This window comes from Providencia sp. PROV040, assembly GCF_032706145.1.
GTDB lineage: Bacteria > Pseudomonadota > Gammaproteobacteria > Enterobacterales > Enterobacteriaceae > Providencia > Providencia hangzhouensis.
In genome coordinates, this window is record NZ_CP120530.1 from 2,483,520 (window position 1) to 2,503,202 (window position 19,683).

Here is a 19,683-nt window from a genome sequence, read left to right on the forward strand (position 1 = left end):
AAAAAATTAGGGAAGTTTTTTGGCAGTGAGTAGCTAGTTGTAAGTAACGTTTAAATACTGGAAGTATTGAGATGATTAATTAAGGTAACAAACTGGAAGATAAGAGCGAATAGAGGTCTATTAAATCTTAATTTTTAATTAAATTCAAGAGATTCCTGCAAAGTTAAATATATATTAACAAATATTCCATCATCTTAAATTTAGCAAAAATAATTACTACCTGATTTCCTTGTTCCTATGCATTTAATACGTAATATTACCCATTCAAATACACTAATTCCTGCTATTAATCGACTATTAGCCACTTCTATGTCAAAAAAAACTCTCATTATCTATTTTATAATGTACAAACAATAACATGATAGTTGCTTCCATATTTGGTTATTAAATCAATAGAATAGTTTATTTAATAATCACATTAAAGCATGTTTAGGCTAACGGAAGGTATATAAACATGAATATTATCACTCGGCTTAAATTCGTTTCATTTCTACAATTTTTTATCTGGGGATCATGGCTAGTTACTTTTGCATCTTACCTCTTCAATACATTACATTTCAAAGGCGGTGAAATCGGCTTAATTTTTAGTACATTAGGTATCTCAGCCTTATGCTCACCGATTATCATCGGATTTATTGCAGATAAAATTAATAACAGAAAACTTGTATACACTACGTCACATATCATTTCTGCTGTATTTCTAATCGTAATGGCTCATAGTGATTCAATAACCCTACTATTTATTGTGACATTAGTTCATCTAATGTTTTATATGCCGACTATTTCTGTTTGTAATAGTATTGTTTTTGAAATGTTGAGCGCTGAAAAGCTCGATTCTGATGTTTATTTTCCTAAAATACGCGTTTACGGTACCTTAGGCTTTATTGTCGCTATGTGGACAATTAGCTTATTAAAATTGGAAATGAGTTTTTATCAATTATATATTGGTGCTATTGCATCGATTGTACTCAGTATTTTTTCTATTTTCTTTATTTCAACACAGAGCTGTAAAATTGAGAGAAAAGAAGAAAAACCCAGTTTTAGTTGTCAAAATATTATTTTTCTCTTTAAAAAAGGACGAGTTGCAGTATTTCTATTCTTTGCCATGTTATTAGGCTCTGTTTTACAAATTACCAATACCTTTGGCGTTCCCTTTTTACAAGATATGGCATTAATGCCTGAAGCTAGAGGCTCGGTTTTTTCTGAATATCCCACAATCTTTTTATCAATATCGCAATTTTCAGAAATTATATTTATTTTGCTTTTACCGCTATTACTCAAAAAATTCAAAATTGAAGCTATCCTATTTATGAGTATGATCGCGTGGATTTTACGATTAGGTTTATTTGCTTACGGTGATTTCACTGTGATTGGTACTATCGCTTTATTTTTATCCATGGTTGTATACGGCTGTGCATTTGATTTCTTTAATATCGCGGGAGCACTATTCTTAGAAAAAGAAATTGCCCCCGAATTTCGTTCAACAGCACAAGGTGTATTCACCACATTAGTGAACGGTTTTGGCACATTTTTAGGCGCGGTATTATGTGGATGGGTTATCGAACTTAATACGGTCAATGGTGTGGTGGATTGGAAAACTTTCTGGATGATCTTTACCGGCTACACTGCGAGTTTTACACTTCTCTATGTCATTTACTTGTTCTATCCTAAAAATAGTCAACCGAAAACTGCCATTCAATGACTCGTATTCCCCTTATTCATGAGTCATATATACAGAATAAGGGGGTTATATTATTTCAAATGTGTGATTTTGAAATAATCATATTAGGGTTACTCTTCATTTTTAGTGCAATTTAATTATTATCTGCCTTATACTTCGCCTCTTTTAGCAATAACGCTTGTTTTCGGTCAATACCCCAACGGTAACCAGAAAGATCACCATTACTCCTAACAACACGGTGGCACGGTATTGCTACCGCTAACATATTTGCACCACAGGCATTAGCTACCGCTCTGACTGCACTAGGCTGGCCAATTTTTTCTGCAATATCACTGTAACTCTTTGTTTCCCCAACTGGGATATTACGTAAAGCTTGCCAGACGCGTTGTTGAAATGCAGTACCTTGAATGTCTAATGGTAAATTTAAACCAATTTCAGGCGCCTCAATAAAACCCACCACTTGAGCGACTAGTTGTTCAAAGTCGTCATTTCCTCCAATGAGCTCTGCGTTCGGGAATTTATCCTGTAAATTATTCAATAACTGCTCAGGGTCATCCCCTAACAAAATGGCGCAAACCCCTATCGGACTTTGTGCAACTAATAATGTTCCCAACGAGCAAACCGCAAGAGCAAAATAAATTTTACTGCCTCTTCCTCCTGATTTCCATTCACTCGGCGTCATGCCTAGTCGTTGAGATGAGGCTTCATAAAAGCGACTATTTGATTGATAACCTGCATCATAAATAGCATCCGTAATTCGTTTTTTTTCTTGAAGCTGTTGCTGCAATGTTTTATGGCGAAATGCATCCGCATATGCCTTTGGTGTTAACCCTGTCTGTGCTTTAAATAAACGGTGTAAATGATAGCGACTCATACCAATATAATCAGCTAACTCTGCCAAGCTCACCGTTTGTTCCTGCTGCTCAATATAACGACAAGCCTTTTCAATTTGTTCTTGATAAAATTGGGTTAATTGTGACGTTTCTGTCCGAAAGCGTTTTCCAGCACAGTAGCCTTGTTCAATAGCTTGCTGTTCATTATCGAAAAACTCAACATTATCTCTATTTGGTAAACGCCCCGCCGCAGATGGATGGCAATAAATAGCAGAGGTTCTTACACCGTAAACAAAATGACCATCTGCGGATTTATTCCTTTCAACCACCGCTTGCCACCTCTGTTCTGGCGTTTTCCACAAATTTTTAGTTATCATCATGTCGCCCTTCGCTGGTTAATTACATTAATTATGACAAACTTCAGCCCTAAAAAACTCCGAACATTGCTTTTTAATTCTAGCTTTATCCGTCCAGCACAATGCCATAATTACATGAATTCCAATGTGTTATTGCGTTTATAAAAAGTACTCAACAAAAATTGAATCGCATTAGTATTATTTGTTTTTCAGCTCTTTTTGTGCAATGCGTTTTTTAAATCCTGTTAACGTCATTCCTGTATGCCGTTTAAAGTAACGGCATAAATAAGATGTATCTTCAAAATTTAATTCATCAGCAATTTGCTTAATGGATAAATTACCAATTTCTAATAATGCTTTTATTTCTAAAATAACTTGCCTATCTATTAATACTTTTGGTGGGTCATTAAAAAAATTTTGACTAATTTTGGACAAGTAGAATGGTGTAATAGACAATTGTTCAGCATAAAATTTCACTTCTTTATGCTGCTTACAGTGAGTTGTAATTAAGTCCCAAAAACGCCAACACAGCTGCTCTTGGCGGCTTTTATTTTCTGTTTTTATAGAAATGTGTTGTGCATGATTACTGATTTCTAAAAATAAATTTTGTAAATGGTTTTTTAATTGTAATACCCCATATTTAGCCCAATTAGACACTATAGCTAAAAGAATATATCTCCAGCTTTCAAACAATGCGACTTTTTCTAATGGCATTGAAATAACAGGAAAATCATTAAAAAAAGCAAATAATTGATTTGGTAATACATAGGCAATTTCTGTTGCTAGATTTTTATCAATCAACCAATATTCCAAACGAAATTTACGTGATTTGGCTTGCAGCATTGCAAAAGAATCATCGTATAAAATGATAATATCGTTTTTGCGTATCAGATGCCGTTTGAAATTAATATTGAAGACTCCATATCCTTGCTTGCATACACAAACCGCCACATAAGACGTTTTAATCGGTTTAAATTGCATCTCATCCATATTACTTTCACCAATCCGAATGGCTTCAGGTAAATCAATTTGATAATTTTTTAAATGCTGCATGATTGTTGTGTTTTGATTTGCTTCATATAACGCAATCATAACAAAAAAGTTGTCATAAGTACCCATAATGTACAAGTTATGCCCTTATTCTATTTTCATAAATACCTAAAATAGCCTTCAAATTAAGGGATACCATAACGGGGGAGATTAGAAAATGGTACTTGCAACAAATAGGTTAGTATTGCGTCCTTGGCAAGAAACAGATGCCGCTGATTTATATTTCTATGCAAAAGATGAAAGAATTGGCCCTATCGCAGGTTGGCCTGCTCACAAAAATGTAGAAGAGAGTCTTTCTATCATCAAGAATATTTTTATGCGAGATGAAATTTACGCGGTAACGTTAAAAAATGAAAACCAAGCTATTGGCCTGATTGGATTATCATTTAGCCATGAAAGTAATTTTCCCATTGGGGAAAATGATGCAGAAGTCAGTTATTGGATTGGTGTACCGTTCTGGGGTAAAGGCCTTATACCAGAGTCAATTAACGCCATCATGTACCATGCATTCACTAATTTGAAATTAGATAATTTATGGTGTGGTTACTTTCAAGGTAACGAGCAATCTAAAATTGCCCAAGAAAAATGCGGCTTCAAATACTATGCAACTCTTGAACCACAATTTATTGAATTAATTGGTGAAACTAAGACAGAAGATATTAGTAAAATAACCGCTAAAGAGTGGCAGGCTCGACAGTAATATTTGATTCTATCTATACATGTGGCCAGCATTTATCTGTTTGGCCTTTTTCTTATTAATTTATTGTCACAACTCATTTCAATGATGAATAAAATTATTCTACCGTGTTCCTATTAATGCTATGATTTTTCAATAATTATAAAATTCATACTTTCACTAGGATCACAGGTAAACACATGCAGGACTATGGTATTTGGACCGTTATCACTCCCATTGTGACTATAATTTTGGCGATATTAACTCGCCAAGTCATGCTTTCATTAATGCTAGGAATATTCGTTGGTTTTACTGTCATTAACGATCACAACCTATTATTAGGTGTGCAAGGTACCGTTGATGGTATTATTGATACATTTTCATCTGCAGGGAATACGCGAACAATTGTCTTTATGGTCATGATCGGAGGGATAATGAGGCTTGTTGTTGTGACAGGCGGAGTTCGAGCATTAGTTCAGCTACTAACCAATAAGACAAAACTGATTAAAAACCGTAAATCTACCCAGTTTCTTGCCATTATCATTACTTCTCTTATTTTTATTGAAAGCTCAATTAACCAATTAGTCGCTGGCGCCTCAACTAAAAATCTAGCACGACAATATGGTGTTGCTCCTGAAAAAATGTCCTATATTATCCAAACAGCATGTGTTTCTGTTTGTTCCTCCGCCATCATCAATGGTTGGGGTGCAGTAATAATGGGATTAATCGGGGTACAAATTTCCCAAGGTCTGATTCAAGGCGAGCCCTTTGATATTTTAATTACTTCGATTGGTTACAATTTAATGGCATGGTTATCTATTATAACTATCCTATTCTATGTATTTACCAATATTTCATGGGGTCCCATGAAAAAAGCTGAAGATAAATATCAACAAAATTTTATTGAGGGGAATATTTCCCAGTTACAAAGCCAAGATAATGAAGAAGAGATTATTGATCACCCTAACGCTCATTCTTCATTAAACTTCTTTATTCCTATTTTATCTACGGTGTTAATGGTCCCTATCGCACTATATATCACTGGTGACGGTGACTTTAGCAAAGGAAGTGGTTCGACATCCGTATATTGGGGAGTCATGTTTGGTACTGTGGTATCTTTCTGTTGGTTTATCGGTCGGCGGTTACTAAATATTGATGAATTCTTTAAAGAATTATTTATCGGCTACGCCAATATGCTAAAAATCAGCTCAATTATGATCTTAGCGTTCTTGATGGGAAATGTCTCTGCTGAGTTAAACACGGGAGCCTATATTGCTGAAGTCACTCAAGGAGTTATGGCCCCAGGTTTTTCTATTGGATTTATCTTTATAATTAGCGCCATTATGTCTTTAGCAACAGGCACCTCTTGGGGAACTTTCGCGATAATGATACCTATCGGGGTTCAATTAGGTTTATCTGTAGGAATGCCTGTTGAATATATGATTGGTGCAGCAATTTCTGGCTCAATATTTGGCGATATGACCTCCCCAATTTCTGCGGATGCTATTGTTGCTTCAATGGCGACAGACTGCGAACATATTGAGCATATTCGTACTCAAATGCCTTATGCGTTAGTAACTGCCAGTATTGTTCTTGCTATTTACCTTTACCTTGGTTTTTCTTATTAATTATTGGGAGTTTAGATGTCTATCCAACAACAACTAACACAGTACGCAAAAATAGATTTACTTAACTCGTCAACTCCACTTAATCGATTGAATAATTTATCGCATAAGTTTGGTCGTGAGATTTATATAAAACGTGATGATATGACTCCCCTTGCTATGGGGGGAAATAAACTGCGTAAACTAGAATTTTTAATGGCTGATGCATTAGCCAAAAAAGCAAAAATTATTGTTACCGCGGGGGCAATTCAATCAAACCATGTCCGCCAAACTGCAGCTGTTGCTGCCATGTATGGGCTTGAATGCGTTGCGTTATTAGAAAATCCAATTAAAAGTGATAACCCTAACTTTCTGCATAATGGTAATAAATTATTAACTGACTTATTTGCCACCCGTTGTGTGATGTGTGATGAATTAACCGACCCACAATCCCAAATGGAAGCGCTAATTAAAACACTTTCTCTTAAAGATGCCTATATTGTCCCTGTGGGTGGGTCAAATACATTAGGTGCTTTAGGCTATGTCCAATGCGCTATTGAGATAGCTCAACAGAAACCAGAACATATTGAATTTGATAAAATTATTGTTGCTTCAGGAAGTGCTGGAACCCATGCAGGGCTTGCCATTGGTTTACAAGAATTACTACCACAGAGCCAAGTAATTGGCGTGACAGTGTCACGAAAGCAACAAGACCAAGCCCCTAAAGTTGAAAAATTGCAATCCGAACTGGCTCAATGGTTGGGTCTAGCTAAAACACCTGAAGTACAATTATGGGATAACTTTTTTGCTCCCATGTATGGAATGCCAAACCAAAAAGGCCTCGCCGCAATCAACTTATTAGCGCGGCAAGAAGGTATTTTATTAGACCCAGTTTATACCGGTAAAGCCATGGCTGGGTTAATTGACTACTTGGAAAGCTCTGAAGAAAAAACTCCCGTTCTGTTTATTCATACGGGTGGAGCCCAAGCATTATTTGCTTACTCAGATATTAGCCAAACAATTAAGTAATCATCATCAGATAAAAGGGCCAGATTGCCCTTTTATCTTCCTTTGTAAAGCTAAAATACTCGACTTCCCTCTTTATTATTGTTGATTAGTCTGTACTATCCAATAATTGGTAAGTGATCACGTATAAATATTGCTCGTTTGGGTAAATCTCTTTGATAAGCGCTTTCAACGTCTCTAGGCTCATGGCTTCTTGTTTAGCATGGTATTCAGAAATGTCATCATAAGAAATGGGCTCTACCGACAATATTTTAATATCAGTATAATATTCACCTGTTTCCAGCGCGTATACCTTCACAATACTCCCAGGAACATAATGGCTCTCGCTTTTATCACGAATAGTGATAATTTTTTTACCGGAAACCACCAATGGAAGTAAACGCTCAAAAAAGGTTATCGTGTCTGGTGCGTTATTCATAATAATTCTCTTATTTTTATACAATCTCTTTTCTAGGAAGACCTATTTTCTTATAAATCCAATAAATTGCAATAAAATGGTTCTTTTTGTGCTTTCAATTATACGAACACTATAGCGATCATTCCGTTTTATATACAATCAGGCCATAAAAAGATTATCTACGTCTATAAACTGAGTACACATAATGGATAACAATGAAAATTTGTTCTATCAACAAGAATACTATTTTTGGTCTGCGATATGTGCAAATACGGTGAAAATTAGCAACCAAACTAGTGCTTATTTTTCTGAGCTACCATTGCCTATATTTAATTATATTTACCTCCACCAAGGCACACTCATTTCAGATTACGAGAAGGCCGAAGCGCTATTCAAACAACAAGCTAAGCCTTATGCACTGGTTGTTCATGACCAAATACTTTCACTATTTGAGTCAAAAATAATAACACGGAGATTAGTCTTTGATGGTGAATCAACCGCAATGATTTTGCCACAAGGGGCTCTGTCTCAATACAATTCACCACCACCGCTTAATACTGATTTTCAGATAATACAGAGTAATGATCGACTCGAAGATTGGGCTCAGCCGTTAATTACAGCATTCCATGTCGATTCTGATACAGATGAAAGTGACTCAACTGTTACTGACGAGTATATTCGTTATCACCAAAGAGCACTTGATAAACAAACTAATATGGTGCATTTAGTCTTATTTGCAGATCAGCAACCAGTCTCAACCTTAACTATGACATTTAATAATGAAACAGCTCGACTTGATGATATTGGTACTGATATTCAATACCAAGGTAAAGGGCTCGCGACTTCACTTATTAAACATGCGCTATACCTTTGCCATCAACAAGGGATTAAACAGTGTGTATTGGAGTCATCCAGTGAAGGGTTATCTATCTACAAAAAACTGGGTTTTGAACCTATTTTTAATTACTACAGCTATATTTCGGAGTGATTTTATTGAATGCATCTTAATAATCAAGATGCATTTTACTTTACCTAAAAAAATAAGGTTTAATGTAATCACTAATCGCAAAACTACACCTAGTGACACAATCATGGGGATTAATATAATGATAACTCCCAGTATATTTATTTTGTCACCGTTTGGTACCAATGCTGAATATCTGTCACAATTTGTTCAGTGTGCAACTGCCCATCTTTATCTTTGAAATAATGGTCTAAATCTTCATAAGAACGGTAACTAACATGGGTATTACGAACTTGTTTCATCATATTATCTGTACCATGAGCATCCACGTTGGTATCCGCCATCGTTTGTATCACCAAATGTGGGGTTTTAACTGACTGGATAAGTTTTAAATTGTCAATGGTGAGCATCTCATACCACCATTTCGAGCCATGGCCGCTGACAAATTGGTCGTTATTTAATTGCTTTTGTTTTACCGCTTCTGCAAATTGTTTAAAACCTTCCTTTGAGTTAGCAATTTCTTCTTTTTTAGGTGTATTATTTTCAATACTATATAGAACATCATTAATGAAGTATTGGCCGCCAACATTCAATGCAAAGGATGCGGTAATAAAGTTTTCTTGTGCAACAATTAAATTAGTTACCAGCGCACCTTCACTTCCGCCTAATAGCACTATGTGTTGGTAATCATTTTTTAATTGCTTTAATACTGCTACATAATTATTGGCGCGTTCTAATGGCGAGTCTTTCGACATGTAGTCAACAGGACATTCTTCTTCTGAAGCTTCTTCGCCATTAACCCCCACTTGGCTGTTTAATCCTGTTTTTTCAACTAATAAAATATCATTATGAGGAAATACAACCCCGAAATTTTTCAACATATTGGGGTTATTAATGACGCTTTTACAATCTGAGCCTTGTAATAAAACTAATAAATCCTTTGATTTTTTGGCTTGTTTTTGGATTAAATAATAATTTATATCTTTGCCTGCAAAGTGCATAGTTTGCATACTCACAGGTAAATTCTGTGCAAATACACTTAATGGATAAATTGAAAACAACAAAGGCGTAATTTTTAGTTTCATTGCACACTCATCATGTTCTATAAGGACCTTTCGACAATATTATATTGAGTTTTTTATAACAAATAGCGCCTAAAATTCCCTCGTAAAACAAGATTAAATATAGATATACGGTTTAGACCTGTACAATTTTTTTATGGCGCTTGAGAAACAAGTATTAATGACTCGCTATGGGGGAGAATGCTATGCAATGGCAATGTTAGCAGCGGGTAAAATCGATATTTGTGTCGAATTCGCACTGGAACCTTATGATATTGTTCCATTAATCCCTATTATAGAACGTGCTATTGGCAAAGTGACTACATTAGATGGTTGCTGAGCTGAAATTGGTGGTACGGTTGTAGCAACAGGCTACCCAAACCTTCATGAACAAATTCTGGCTATCTTAATACAGGTAGTTAATTTTATCTTTTAAGAAGTATTATAAAATGCAATCTACTCAACAAGTTAATAGTCATGTTTCCTTTATGCCTGCGAAAAGGGAACAAGTTTCTACTCGAATTATTTTTTTTATTGCCGGTTTTGTTACCGCGGCCTGGGCAGCCATTGTTCCTTATGTCAAACTTAACACAGGGGCAAATGATGCCACCCTTGGCATGCTACTATTATGTTTCGGTGGAGGAGCACTTATTGCTATGCCAGTAACTGGTGCATTAGCTGCCAAATTTGGTTGCCGCCGTTTAATGGTGTTTTCTACCATCGCCTTTAGTTTGTTATTCCCCATTTTATCCTCTTTATCGCAAATTAACTTTATTATCATTGCCTTATTATTATTTGGAATTTTCATTGGCTTAACAGATTGCGCGATGAATGTTCAAGCGGTGATTGTTGAAAAATCATCTGATAAGCCAATTATGTCCGGCTTTCATGGTTTTTATAGTGTCGGGGGGATAGCTGGTGCAGGTACCATGAGTTTGATCTTGTTGCTTGGTGTTTCCGCGACAATGGCATCAATCATCGTTTCAGTTATTGCCGTAGTTTTATTAGCTATTTGCTATAACGGTTTAATCCCTTACGCTAACACCCCAACAGGCCCTCTTATCGCTATACCGAAAGGCATTGTTTTGGTTATTGGGGTTGTTTGTTTTGCCGTTTTTCTTGCTGAAGGTGCAGTTCTTGACTGGGGAGCTGTATTTTTAATTGAACACCATGGATTAGAAGAAACTTTAGGCGGCTTAGGATTTGCTGCTTTTGCCACAACTATGACGATTGGCCGATTACTAGGCGACAAAATTGTTATGCGAGTCGGTTCCTCTCGCGTCGTATTTTTAGGTGCTTTACTCGCTTGCCTCGGTTTTGTTATTGCTGTTTTATCTCCTCATCTTATATTTGCCATCATGGGTTTTGCATTAGTCGGTGCAGGTTCATCTAATATAGTACCGGTGATGTTTTCTGCTGTAGGGAAGCAAAAAACGATGCCAGAGGCCCTTGCCGTACCTGCAATTTCAACTTTAGGCTATTTAGGTATTTTGGCGGGACCTGCAGCTATTGGTTTTGTTGCTTTTCAACTGTCCCTGGCAACTGCATTATTATTAATTTCTGCATTATTAGTTATTATTGCTTTTGTGACTCGTTTTATCCGTGTGTGATTTTTTGAATCTCATAAGGCAGCCCTTGCAGGTTCAGGTAAAATACTCTGTGTTGAAGATTATATTGATGATAAGCCTGAACACAACGCGTTAGCTATCGCACAAAACGCCCTTACAACAATTAAAAATTCATTTATAGGTAGTAACACGCTAAATCTTGAAAACGCTTTCACAGGAATGCGACCTATGCCTAAAGATGAGATGCCAATTGTCGGAAAAGTTGCTGAATTCGAAGGTTTATATATTATCAGTATGCACGCTGCGATTACGCTAGCGCCTTTGATATGCCAATTGGCTCAAGATGAAATCTTGCATGGGATAGAACAAGCCGCATTAGGTCCATATCGATTAACTCGTTTTGTATCAGGTAACTGACAAATGAATATTCCGTTGTACTATTTAAGACATTATCAATCAATTGAAAAAACATTCTGGACATCTATTTGTGAACATAGTATCCAGATTGCACAACACACAATTTGCTATTTAACGCCCCTTAATTCGCCAGCGTTTAACTTCATTTATTTGCAGCCTGACTCAACCAGTCACGCCTTTATGCAGGCTCACAACCTGTTTGTTTCACAGAAGAAAAACCATACCTTAGTGATCCCCGAAGAGATGCTCCAGCAGGTGGTAACTGAGGCTGAGTCATTAGGGTATAAACGTGACAGCGTCACGACTGCAATGGCACTGACCTTAGTAAAGCAAAATGAAGTTGAACTGCCTGATAACCAAGTCGATATCGTCTTAGCCAATCACGATTTGTCTTTGTGGGCAAAGCCACTGGTTTCTGCGTTTTACCTGTCTGAAGAGCACGATCAGGTTATTCAGGAATATGTGCGTTATCATGAGGATGCATTACAACAAGGCGCCCCGCAGTTTCACCTTGTGTTACTCGTTAATGGTGAACCAGCGACCTCCATGACTGTGACGATCGAAGGTACGTTAGCGCGTTTTGATGATATTGGTACCGAGCCAAGCCATCAAGGTAATGGTTACGCTTCACAACTTATTGATTATGCGTTAGCATTTTGCCGCCAACAAGGTGTAGAACACTGTTTCCTAGATGCGTCTGAAGCGGGATTTGATTTGTATAAAAAATTTGGATTTGAACCTCTCTTTCGCTATATCAATTATGTTTGGTGCAAATAATTTATAACCATAATGTTATTTGTAGAGCTATCTGAAGTGGGATCATTGTTCACACAATGGTTCCAAGCTCAGTCATTCCAGATTAATCATAATGACAAAATTATCTAATATTTACATATGAAAATTAATATTATTGGCACTAGTGGTAGCGGTAAAAGTACCCTTTGCCAACAACTTTCGCTGTTGTTAAACGTCCCTTCTATCGAATTGGATAGCTTATATTGGTTAGCGAATTGGCAAGGTTCTTCGGATGATTCGCTTAACCAGAAACTCACCACTGCATTAGATAAAGCGGTATCTGGATGGGTTCTTGATGGAAACTATACTCGAACCCAACCCATTAAATGGAAAGAGGTTGATATGGTGGTATGGCTGGATTACTCCTTACCAAGAACGCTTTATCAGTCGATTACGCGCACATTGTCGCGCATTCGTTCAGGGCAAGAGTTGTGGGCAAATACAGGTAATAAAGAACGTTGGAAAAATGCTTTTTTCAGCCGTGATTCGATAATTCTGTGGCTATTAAAGACTTACTATCCAAATAAGAAAAGAAATCTAAGTCATATGGCAAATATCAACTTACGCCATATTCAGTTTGTTCGACTCACCTCACCAAAAGAAACAAACTTATTTTTACAACAAATGAAAGCTCAAGTTCAGGGTAAATAAACATCTCGGTAGCCATAAAAACTACCGAGATAGTATTTTTTCAGCAATTAAAGCTCATCACATGCCGTTTTCAACATCGCAGTTTGTTGGAATTTTTCAATTCCTAACTCAATCAAGCGGCTGATTAATTGCGGGTATGTCATACCCGCTTGTTGCCATAATTTGGGGTACATACTGATGTTCGTAAAGCCAGGCAATGTGTTGATTTCATTGATGACCACGTCGTTGTTTTCCGTTAAAAAAACATCCACACGGGACATTCCACTGCAATTTAATGCGCGATACGCGGATAAGGCAATCTCGCGTATTTTATCACTCACCGCAGCATCTAACTGTGCAGGAGCCACGACAGAGGCGCCATTTTCATCAATATACTTAGTGTGGTACGCATAGAAACTATCGTGTAATACGATTTCACCACAAGGGCTGGCAAGAGGTTCTTCATTACCCAGTACGGCGCATTCAATCTCACGCCCTTTTACTGCACTTTCAATAAGGACTTTCATATCAAATAAGAAAGCAAAGTCCAGTGCTGCGTAAAATTCTGATTCAGTGCTGACTTTACTGATCCCGACAGATGAACCTTGATTTGCTGGTTTAATAAAAAGTGGTAAACCTAATTGCGCCACGGTCGCTTCATATTCAGTTGTTGCGCGCTCATTTTTGAGCACTGTTATAAACGGAGCAATATTTAAGCCTGCATCTCTAAGTAATCTTTTGGTAACGTCTTTATCCATACAGGCAGAGGAACCTAAAACCCCCGGACCGACAAATGGTAAATTCGCCATGCGCAATAAACCTTGTAACGAGCCGTCTTCACCTAAGTTACCGTGAACAATAGGGAAAATAACATCGATTTGTGGCAATGGCTTAGCATCTTCTAACGAAATAAACTGTTCGCTTGTTTTACCTGGAACAAGTGCGATAGCTCGCTTAGGCGTATTCAACGCAATACGAGAGGGATCATCACCATGCAATAAAAAATCAGATTCGTTATATTCATGCCATTGCCCTTCTTTATTAATCCCTAAAAGGCATACATCAAATTTATTGCGATCTAACCCATTGATAATATTTTTAGCAGACTGTAGTGAAACTTCATGTTCTGTTGATCGGCCACCAAAAATAACACCGACTCGTATTTTGCTCATTATTTGCTCCGACATAAAACACCAAACCTAGCCGAGAAATATAGCACGCAAAGAAAAGGTTATGGCATAAATTATTTATTTTTCATTAAGATTAGCTGGCTTTATGACCAAACCTTCTTTTTTTGATAGCTAATTATCTTTTATCTATCAGAGTTTCAATACTGATATTCACCTGTTCAATTAGCCACTGCGTAAAAATAGCCGCTGCACTGCCTTGCTCTACAGGTTTAGATGACAATAAATAATATGCTGAATTATCTTCAATAAAGCCATATGGCGCGGTTAATTGTTTCGATTTTACTTCATCCGCAACCATCAAAAATGACGCAAGCGCCGCCCCTTGCCCAGCCAAAGCCGCTTGTATACACAAATAAAAGTGTTCATATGTAATAGTTTTACTATTTTGAAACACTATTTCTTTTATATTTTGCCAAGTTTCCCATGCAGTTGGCCTAGATAGAGTTGACAGTAGCGTTATATGACTAAAGTTTTCTTTAAAATCAAGTTCAGGCCGAACCACGATGCCCATACGTTCTGAGCACACTTTCACCGCGCAAAGGTTGTCATTCCATTTGAAATCATTACGCCTCAATGCTAAATCAACATTCGTTTTTGTGAAATCGATAACACCACCTGCCGCCACTAAATGCACTGTAATATGGGGATATTGTTGATAAAAATGTGTAAGCCGAGGAATTAACCACTTCATTGCGATTGTAGGTTCACAAGACAAACTAACAACATCAGGAAAGGTACTGTTTTTTATCTTTTCAACACCCTCCTTGAGCTGTTCAAATATTGCACTGGTTGTTTGTAACAATATTCGTCCATTCGCCGTTAAAAATACAGCACGGTTCCTTCGTTCGAATAGCTCAACACCAAGGTGTTCTTCTAATAAACGAATTTGTCGGCTAATCGCACTATGAGTCACATTCAGCTCTTGAGCCGCTTGCACAAAGCTACCTGCTTTCGCAGCAGTGTCAAAAAAACGTAATGACGTTAACGGTGGTAGTTTCATATATAGGTAATAAAAACTGACAGATTTATGTCAGGATAAATCGCTTTTTAGTTTTATTCAATCTATTGATAATAAAAACAATAAATGAACAAACAATTTCAGAATAAATCTGTTTTTGGTCTGTTTTCATTACCTTTTAGGAAATTAATATGAATGAAATTATTGCAGTTGCAACTATTACCATTTTAGCAGTCATTAGTCCGGGGCCAGACTTTGCTATGGTAACTCGTAATAGTTATACCTATGGCATTAAAACAGGCTTACTGTGTGCGCTAGGTATTGCTATTGGTGTGCAGGTTCATGTGTTTTATACCATTTTTGGCATCACTTTGGTCATTATGAGTTTACCCGCATTATTCTTAATCGTTAAACTTATTGGGGTGTTTTACTTGGTATACATCGGATTTAAATCATTGACCAATAAAGTAAAAATATCCTCAGATAAAGCCGTATCAAAGCCATTATCGGCCCTAAACGCGTTTAAAAATGGTTTTCTGACAAATGCATTAAACCCAAAAACCATGTTTTTTGTGGTTTCTGTGTATAGCCAAGTTATCAGTACACAGAACTCAATTTGGCTAAATTTGAGTTATGGCCTATTTATTTCTTTCACTCATTGGCTTTGGTTTAGTCTAATTGCTATTTTCTTTGCAACGCCGGCAGTCAGAAACAAAATTCTTAACTACCAATTTATTATGGACCGAACGATTGGAATTCTACTGATTTTATTGGGATTATCTCTACTATTCTTTAATATAAACTAACTCCACATTCACATTCACATTCATGGTAGTTATTTACCCTGCAATCGATAATATTCATTGACCACTTTCGCCAACTCAACCACATCGGTTGGAATATTGAGTTTGGCGAGTTGGTCAAATGGCACCCATTCAAATGGGGCAAAAGGCGATTGTGATGAGGGTAATAGCTCACATAAGTAAATCATATCAATATGCCAATGGTTCCCTTTCTTTTTATCCGCAATAAATTCTTTCAAGATAGCGATGGGCAACGGTAATACTTGTGTATGGGATGAATCCTGCACTTGCGATACAAAGGGGAAACCGCAACTGACCACTTGGCACTCTAATCCAGTTTCTTCAAGAACCTCTCGGAAAACAGCATGTTGTGGTTCTTCATTTGCTTCAATGTGACCGCCTGGAGGTAACCAAAAACCAAGTTTTTGATGTTCGTGTAATAAAAACTCACCATGCTCATTACGGATCATTGCTGTTGCCGTAAAATGTTTAACTTCCTCTCTCATCTCACCACATCCCTTTTTTATTTTGTTATTCTTACATTGTATTTCTGGTGTTGAGCCTAACACCTTGTTGCCTTCCAGTCACGGTAACCATTTCAACTTACATGAGGCATTTAAAGCGCAGTCAGCGGAAAGAAATTATCATATGCTTAGCTGATGGCGATTGGTTATTAACTCAGGTGGTTAAATTGAAAAAAGAATTTGATTTTTATAAGCAACAAGCTATGAACTTTGAGAATGGGGAACAAAATAAAAACCCATGAGATTTGTTATTGTTCATCATAAAGATGCGCAATAAATTGAACAAATTAGAGGAATAGCCAGCACATAGACTGGCTATTTCTGATAAAACCATTACGCGGTTAATGCAAGTTTTGCTCCAAACATCAAGAATACAGCACCAATACAGCTATTAGAGAACTTCGAAAGCTTTTTATTATGTTTAACCATATTCGTTACGGCAACAGCACCAAAAATTAGCAGTGATAAATAAATCATACTACAAGTTTCTAAAATTAGGCCAAGTATGAAAAATGGCACACCTGCACTTGGGTAAGCTGGGTCAATAAATTGGATAAAAAATGAAACATAGAAAATGATCATCTTAGGATTTAGTAAACTTAAAAAAACGGCTTTCTTATAGGTGCCCTTGGTTTCTAAGATAATTGAATCAACATCACCTGTATTTTCTTTCTTATGCAATACGCTATACAGGGTTTTAATCCCTAAATAAAATAAATAAGCCGCCCCTACGTATTTTATAACACTAAAAAAGATAGGTGATGTTTTTACTAAAGATGCAACGCCTAAAAATGATAGAAAAATGAGCACAGCATCCCCGGTAAAGACACCTAATGCGGCTTTATAACCTTTTTTCACACCATATTTTGCACTGCTAGTTAAAACAAATAAAGAATTAGGGCCTGGTACCAATGTAATAAAAATAACACCGATAAGATAAGTCCATAAGTTTGTAATACCAAGATTTTCAAGCATAGGAAACCCGCTAACTCAATAAAAGTTATAACAAAAAATTCACATCATTTATTTATGACTATATGATACAGGCTTTACATTACTTATAAAAGATATCACCACATAATAATGCCAATATGAAATATAAATCCAAATAATATTAAAACACCAGATAAACAACAATGAATGAAGATCAAAAAACAGAATAACAAACCAAAACAAGCGCCTTAGTTAGAAGTTAACTATAAATAGCTAATCAAGTAGCTATAAATGCCAATATAAACAATCAAGTCAGCATTTAATTTTATAGAATAAATAAAAGTAGTAGTAGTGATTTGATTAAGGTTTCGCGTTATAACATAAAAGTTCGTGCTATTTAAAAGTAAAATTGGATAAAACCTGTATAAAGCTAAAATAGCTCATTACTAATATTTCATCTCTTTAAAATCAATCAAGTTATATAAGTGTTCAAAATTACAATAAGGTTAGCGTAAATGGTGTCACAACAAAGTAATCAATGGCAAAAAGCAATGATGGCAGGCGCTGTTCATACCGCTCCTCTTAATCTTGCTGTTATTCCTTGGGGAGTTTTAGCAGGTTCAATGGCGGTCGAAACTGGTCTCGATTTCTGGCAAAGCGTGGCGATGTCCGCGATGGTATTTGCAGGTGCGGCACAATTAGTCACTCTTGGGTTGCTTAACTCGGGTGCTGGCTATATCACGATTGTTATTTCTGTTTTTTTTATCACTTCCCAGCATTTACTTTATGGACTGACATTACGCCCCCAAGTTAAAGACTTTACAACTCCTCAGCGCCTTAGTATCGGTTTCTTATTAACAGATGAATTATTTGCGATTAGCGCTGCTAAACGTCAGAGTTTAAGCTTTCCTTATTTGTTTGGTGCGGGGTTTAGTTTTTATCTCGTTTGGTTAATTACTAGTCTTTGTGGGATTGCAATGGCCAATATTGTGGGCGATTTGAGCCGCTTACATCTCGACTTTTCTGTCGTGGCAACTTTGCTTGCAATCGTCGTTCCATTAACAAAAAAAATAAGTACGTTGTGTGGCGTGATCTTTTCACTCGTTGTCGCTATCGTACTTTCAATGTACTCCTTCAGTAGTGCTATTGTTATCGCAGGTGTGGGTGGGATGTTTGTTTCGGTAGCCGTTTCACGTTTATTGAAGGAGGAAAAATGATTTGGCTTTTAATTATTACCTTAACAGCGGTTGTTTTTACTCTACGTTATATTTTTCTAATACCACAGTTGCCAATACGCCTTCCTCTTGTGGTTCGTCAAGCACTAGGGTATTCAGCACCTTGTTTATTAACCGCAATTTGTGCCCCTGTTATCCTATTAGAAAACCATGAATTGCGATCCTTCCCTGATAATCCTTATTTATGGGGGGCGCTATTCTGTGTCATCGTGGCTTCTGTATTAAAAAACATGCTGCTAACTGTCGGCCTTACCTTAGTATTTTTCTATTCTCTTATTTATTTTATCGGTTAACTTATTATTTAAGATAAAGCATCGTTCAGCGCTTTGCTTTATCTTGGTTAATCCCTCATAATATGGCCCTCTCAAAATACATTCCTTTTCAATTTCACCCTGTCATTGATTGTCATAGTGAATACTTTATTGGCCTTACTCAATAAATAGCCAATTAACCTTTATAGATAATGGATAATACAATACCATGCTTAATAATTATGTTTTACGCAGCGTTCGCTATATGTTGGACTTAAGCGACGCCCAAATGGTTAAAATCGTAAAACTCGCAGATTTGGCTGTAACAAAAGAAGAAATGGTGGCTTGGTTAAAAAAAGATAATGAACCTGAATATGTTGAATGTAACGATAATGTAATGGGTCATTTTCTAAATGGCTTAATCTATCACCGCCGTGGTAAAGATGAAAACCACCCCGCTCCCGAAGTCGATAGCCGACTTAATAACAATATTATGCTCAAAAAATTACGCGTGGCTTTTGAATTAAAAGATACGGATATGATTGAAATTTATCAGCTTGTTGATTTTCGTGTATCCAAGCCTGAGCTTAACGCAGTTTTCCGTAAACCTGGGCATAAAAACTATCGCGAATGTGGAGACCAATTACTGCGTTACTTCCTAAAAGGCCTGACAATTCGCCTACGTGGTGATAAATAACCGTTATTTTTGTTTGTTTTTTATTCATTAATTT

General features: G+C 36.6%; 21 protein-coding genes and 1 pseudogene. 14 read left to right on the forward strand and 8 right to left on the reverse strand.

Annotation, left to right across the window (positions count from 1 at the left end; genetic code table 11):
- The first annotated feature begins 454 nt into the window (after positions 1 to 454).
- Positions 455 to 1,702, forward strand: coding sequence for an MFS transporter (locus P3L40_RS11350; protein WP_136134951.1), 1,248 nt, complete (start codon positions 455 to 457; stop codon positions 1,700 to 1,702).
- Positions 1,703 to 1,814: 112 nt separating this feature from the next.
- On the opposite strand, the gene ada is transcribed toward P3L40_RS11350, so the two are convergent.
- Positions 1,815 to 2,891: a bifunctional DNA-binding transcriptional regulator/O6-methylguanine-DNA methyltransferase Ada gene (gene ada, locus P3L40_RS11355; protein WP_036957739.1), complete on the reverse strand. Its 1,077-nt coding sequence runs from the start codon at positions 2,889 to 2,891 to the stop codon at positions 1,815 to 1,817.
- Between the two features lie 177 nt (positions 2,892 to 3,068).
- Complete coding sequence (locus tag P3L40_RS11360; protein ID WP_228677015.1) at positions 3,069 to 3,989, reverse strand: helix-turn-helix domain-containing protein; 921 nt, start codon at positions 3,987 to 3,989, stop codon at positions 3,069 to 3,071.
- 88 nt (positions 3,990 to 4,077) lie between these two features.
- On the opposite strand from P3L40_RS11360, the gene P3L40_RS11365 reads away from it, so the two are divergent.
- The 3 genes from P3L40_RS11365 to P3L40_RS11375 all read left to right on the forward strand — a co-directional run bounded on the left by P3L40_RS11365 (position 4,078) and on the right by P3L40_RS11375 (position 7,229).
- Entirely contained in the window at positions 4,078 to 4,620 is a 543-nt protein-coding gene (locus P3L40_RS11365) for a GNAT family N-acetyltransferase (RefSeq protein ID WP_196731505.1), read from the forward strand.
- Positions 4,621 to 4,796: 176 nt separating this feature from the next.
- Positions 4,797 to 6,224: a Na+/H+ antiporter NhaC family protein gene (locus P3L40_RS11370; protein ID WP_004254427.1), complete on the forward strand. Its 1,428-nt coding sequence runs from the start codon at positions 4,797 to 4,799 to the stop codon at positions 6,222 to 6,224.
- A gap of 15 nt (positions 6,225 to 6,239) precedes the next feature.
- Positions 6,240 to 7,229 (forward strand): D-cysteine desulfhydrase, encoded by a 990-nt coding sequence (locus P3L40_RS11375; protein WP_004254429.1) that lies wholly within the window; start codon positions 6,240 to 6,242, stop codon positions 7,227 to 7,229.
- Between the two features lie 85 nt (positions 7,230 to 7,314).
- Here the strand turns inward: P3L40_RS11375 and yqfB are convergent, their stop codons facing one another.
- Positions 7,315 to 7,644 carry a N(4)-acetylcytidine aminohydrolase gene (yqfB, locus tag P3L40_RS11380; RefSeq protein WP_004254432.1) on the reverse strand — a complete coding sequence of 110 codons (330 nt, stop codon included), beginning with the start codon at positions 7,642 to 7,644 and terminating at the stop codon, positions 7,315 to 7,317.
- 184 nt (positions 7,645 to 7,828) lie between these two features.
- On the opposite strand from yqfB, the gene P3L40_RS11385 reads away from it, so the two are divergent.
- Complete coding sequence (locus P3L40_RS11385; RefSeq protein WP_210852500.1) at positions 7,829 to 8,611, forward strand: GNAT family N-acetyltransferase; 783 nt, start codon at positions 7,829 to 7,831, stop codon at positions 8,609 to 8,611.
- A gap of 137 nt (positions 8,612 to 8,748) precedes the next feature.
- On the opposite strand, the gene P3L40_RS11390 is transcribed toward P3L40_RS11385, so the two are convergent.
- Positions 8,749 to 9,672 (reverse strand): alpha/beta hydrolase, encoded by a 924-nt coding sequence (locus P3L40_RS11390; RefSeq protein ID WP_136134957.1) that lies wholly within the window; start codon positions 9,670 to 9,672, stop codon positions 8,749 to 8,751.
- Between the two features lie 145 nt (positions 9,673 to 9,817).
- Here P3L40_RS11390 and P3L40_RS11395 point away from each other — a divergent pair.
- The 5 genes and pseudogenes from P3L40_RS11395 to P3L40_RS11415 all read left to right on the forward strand — a co-directional run.
- A pseudogene (locus P3L40_RS11395) lies at positions 9,818 to 10,084 on the forward strand (inositol monophosphatase family protein); the annotation flags it as partial.
- Between the two features lie 13 nt (positions 10,085 to 10,097).
- On the forward strand, positions 10,098 to 11,258 hold the full coding sequence (locus P3L40_RS11400; RefSeq protein WP_004254467.1) for an MFS transporter: 1,161 nt from the start codon (positions 10,098 to 10,100) through the stop codon (positions 11,256 to 11,258).
- 186 nt (positions 11,259 to 11,444) lie between these two features.
- Positions 11,445 to 11,633, forward strand: coding sequence for an FAD-binding oxidoreductase (locus tag P3L40_RS11405; protein ID WP_247605792.1), 189 nt, complete (start codon positions 11,445 to 11,447; stop codon positions 11,631 to 11,633).
- A 3-nt stretch (positions 11,634 to 11,636) separates the two neighbouring features.
- A complete protein-coding gene (locus P3L40_RS11410; RefSeq protein ID WP_112307091.1) occupies positions 11,637 to 12,410 on the forward strand; it encodes a GNAT family N-acetyltransferase in 774 nt (257 codons plus the stop codon).
- Positions 12,411 to 12,527: 117 nt separating this feature from the next.
- The gene (locus tag P3L40_RS11415) at positions 12,528 to 13,079 is read left to right on the forward strand and encodes an adenylate kinase (RefSeq protein ID WP_196731508.1); all 552 of its coding nucleotides are present in this window, start codon (positions 12,528 to 12,530) and stop codon (positions 13,077 to 13,079) included.
- A gap of 47 nt (positions 13,080 to 13,126) precedes the next feature.
- Here the strand turns inward: P3L40_RS11415 and ddlA are convergent, their stop codons facing one another.
- Together ddlA and P3L40_RS11425 are read right to left on the reverse strand one after the other, a co-directional pair.
- Positions 13,127 to 14,230 (reverse strand): D-alanine--D-alanine ligase, encoded by a 1,104-nt coding sequence (gene ddlA / locus P3L40_RS11420; protein WP_036957745.1) that lies wholly within the window; start codon positions 14,228 to 14,230, stop codon positions 13,127 to 13,129.
- A 133-nt stretch (positions 14,231 to 14,363) separates the two neighbouring features.
- Entirely contained in the window at positions 14,364 to 15,248 is an 885-nt protein-coding gene (locus P3L40_RS11425; RefSeq protein ID WP_136134960.1) for a LysR substrate-binding domain-containing protein, read from the reverse strand.
- 149 nt (positions 15,249 to 15,397) lie between these two features.
- Between P3L40_RS11425 and P3L40_RS11430 the strand changes: the two genes are divergently transcribed.
- Complete coding sequence (locus tag P3L40_RS11430; RefSeq protein WP_136134961.1) at positions 15,398 to 16,012, forward strand: LysE family translocator; 615 nt, start codon at positions 15,398 to 15,400, stop codon at positions 16,010 to 16,012.
- Between the two features lie 29 nt (positions 16,013 to 16,041).
- On the opposite strand, the gene P3L40_RS11435 is transcribed toward P3L40_RS11430, so the two are convergent.
- Positions 16,042 to 16,515, reverse strand: coding sequence for an NUDIX hydrolase (locus P3L40_RS11435; protein ID WP_036957747.1), 474 nt, complete (start codon positions 16,513 to 16,515; stop codon positions 16,042 to 16,044).
- 351 nt (positions 16,516 to 16,866) lie between these two features.
- Positions 16,867 to 17,508, reverse strand: a complete 642-nt coding sequence (leuE, locus tag P3L40_RS11440; protein WP_272693255.1) for a leucine efflux protein LeuE — start codon at positions 17,506 to 17,508, stop codon at positions 16,867 to 16,869.
- A 473-nt stretch (positions 17,509 to 17,981) separates the two neighbouring features.
- On the opposite strand from leuE, the gene P3L40_RS11445 reads away from it, so the two are divergent.
- The 3 genes from P3L40_RS11445 to P3L40_RS11455 all read left to right on the forward strand — a co-directional run bounded on the left by P3L40_RS11445 (position 17,982) and on the right by P3L40_RS11455 (position 19,649).
- Positions 17,982 to 18,683, forward strand: coding sequence for an AzlC family ABC transporter permease (locus tag P3L40_RS11445; protein WP_004254495.1), 702 nt, complete (start codon positions 17,982 to 17,984; stop codon positions 18,681 to 18,683).
- Positions 18,680 to 18,994, forward strand: a complete 315-nt coding sequence (locus tag P3L40_RS11450; protein ID WP_004254498.1) for an AzlD domain-containing protein — start codon at positions 18,680 to 18,682, stop codon at positions 18,992 to 18,994. Before P3L40_RS11445 ends, P3L40_RS11450 begins: the two co-directional genes overlap by 4 nt.
- 187 nt (positions 18,995 to 19,181) lie before the next feature.
- Complete coding sequence (locus tag P3L40_RS11455; protein ID WP_036957750.1) at positions 19,182 to 19,649, forward strand: DUF1456 family protein; 468 nt, start codon at positions 19,182 to 19,184, stop codon at positions 19,647 to 19,649.
- The last annotated feature ends 34 nt before the right edge of the window (positions 19,650 to 19,683 follow it).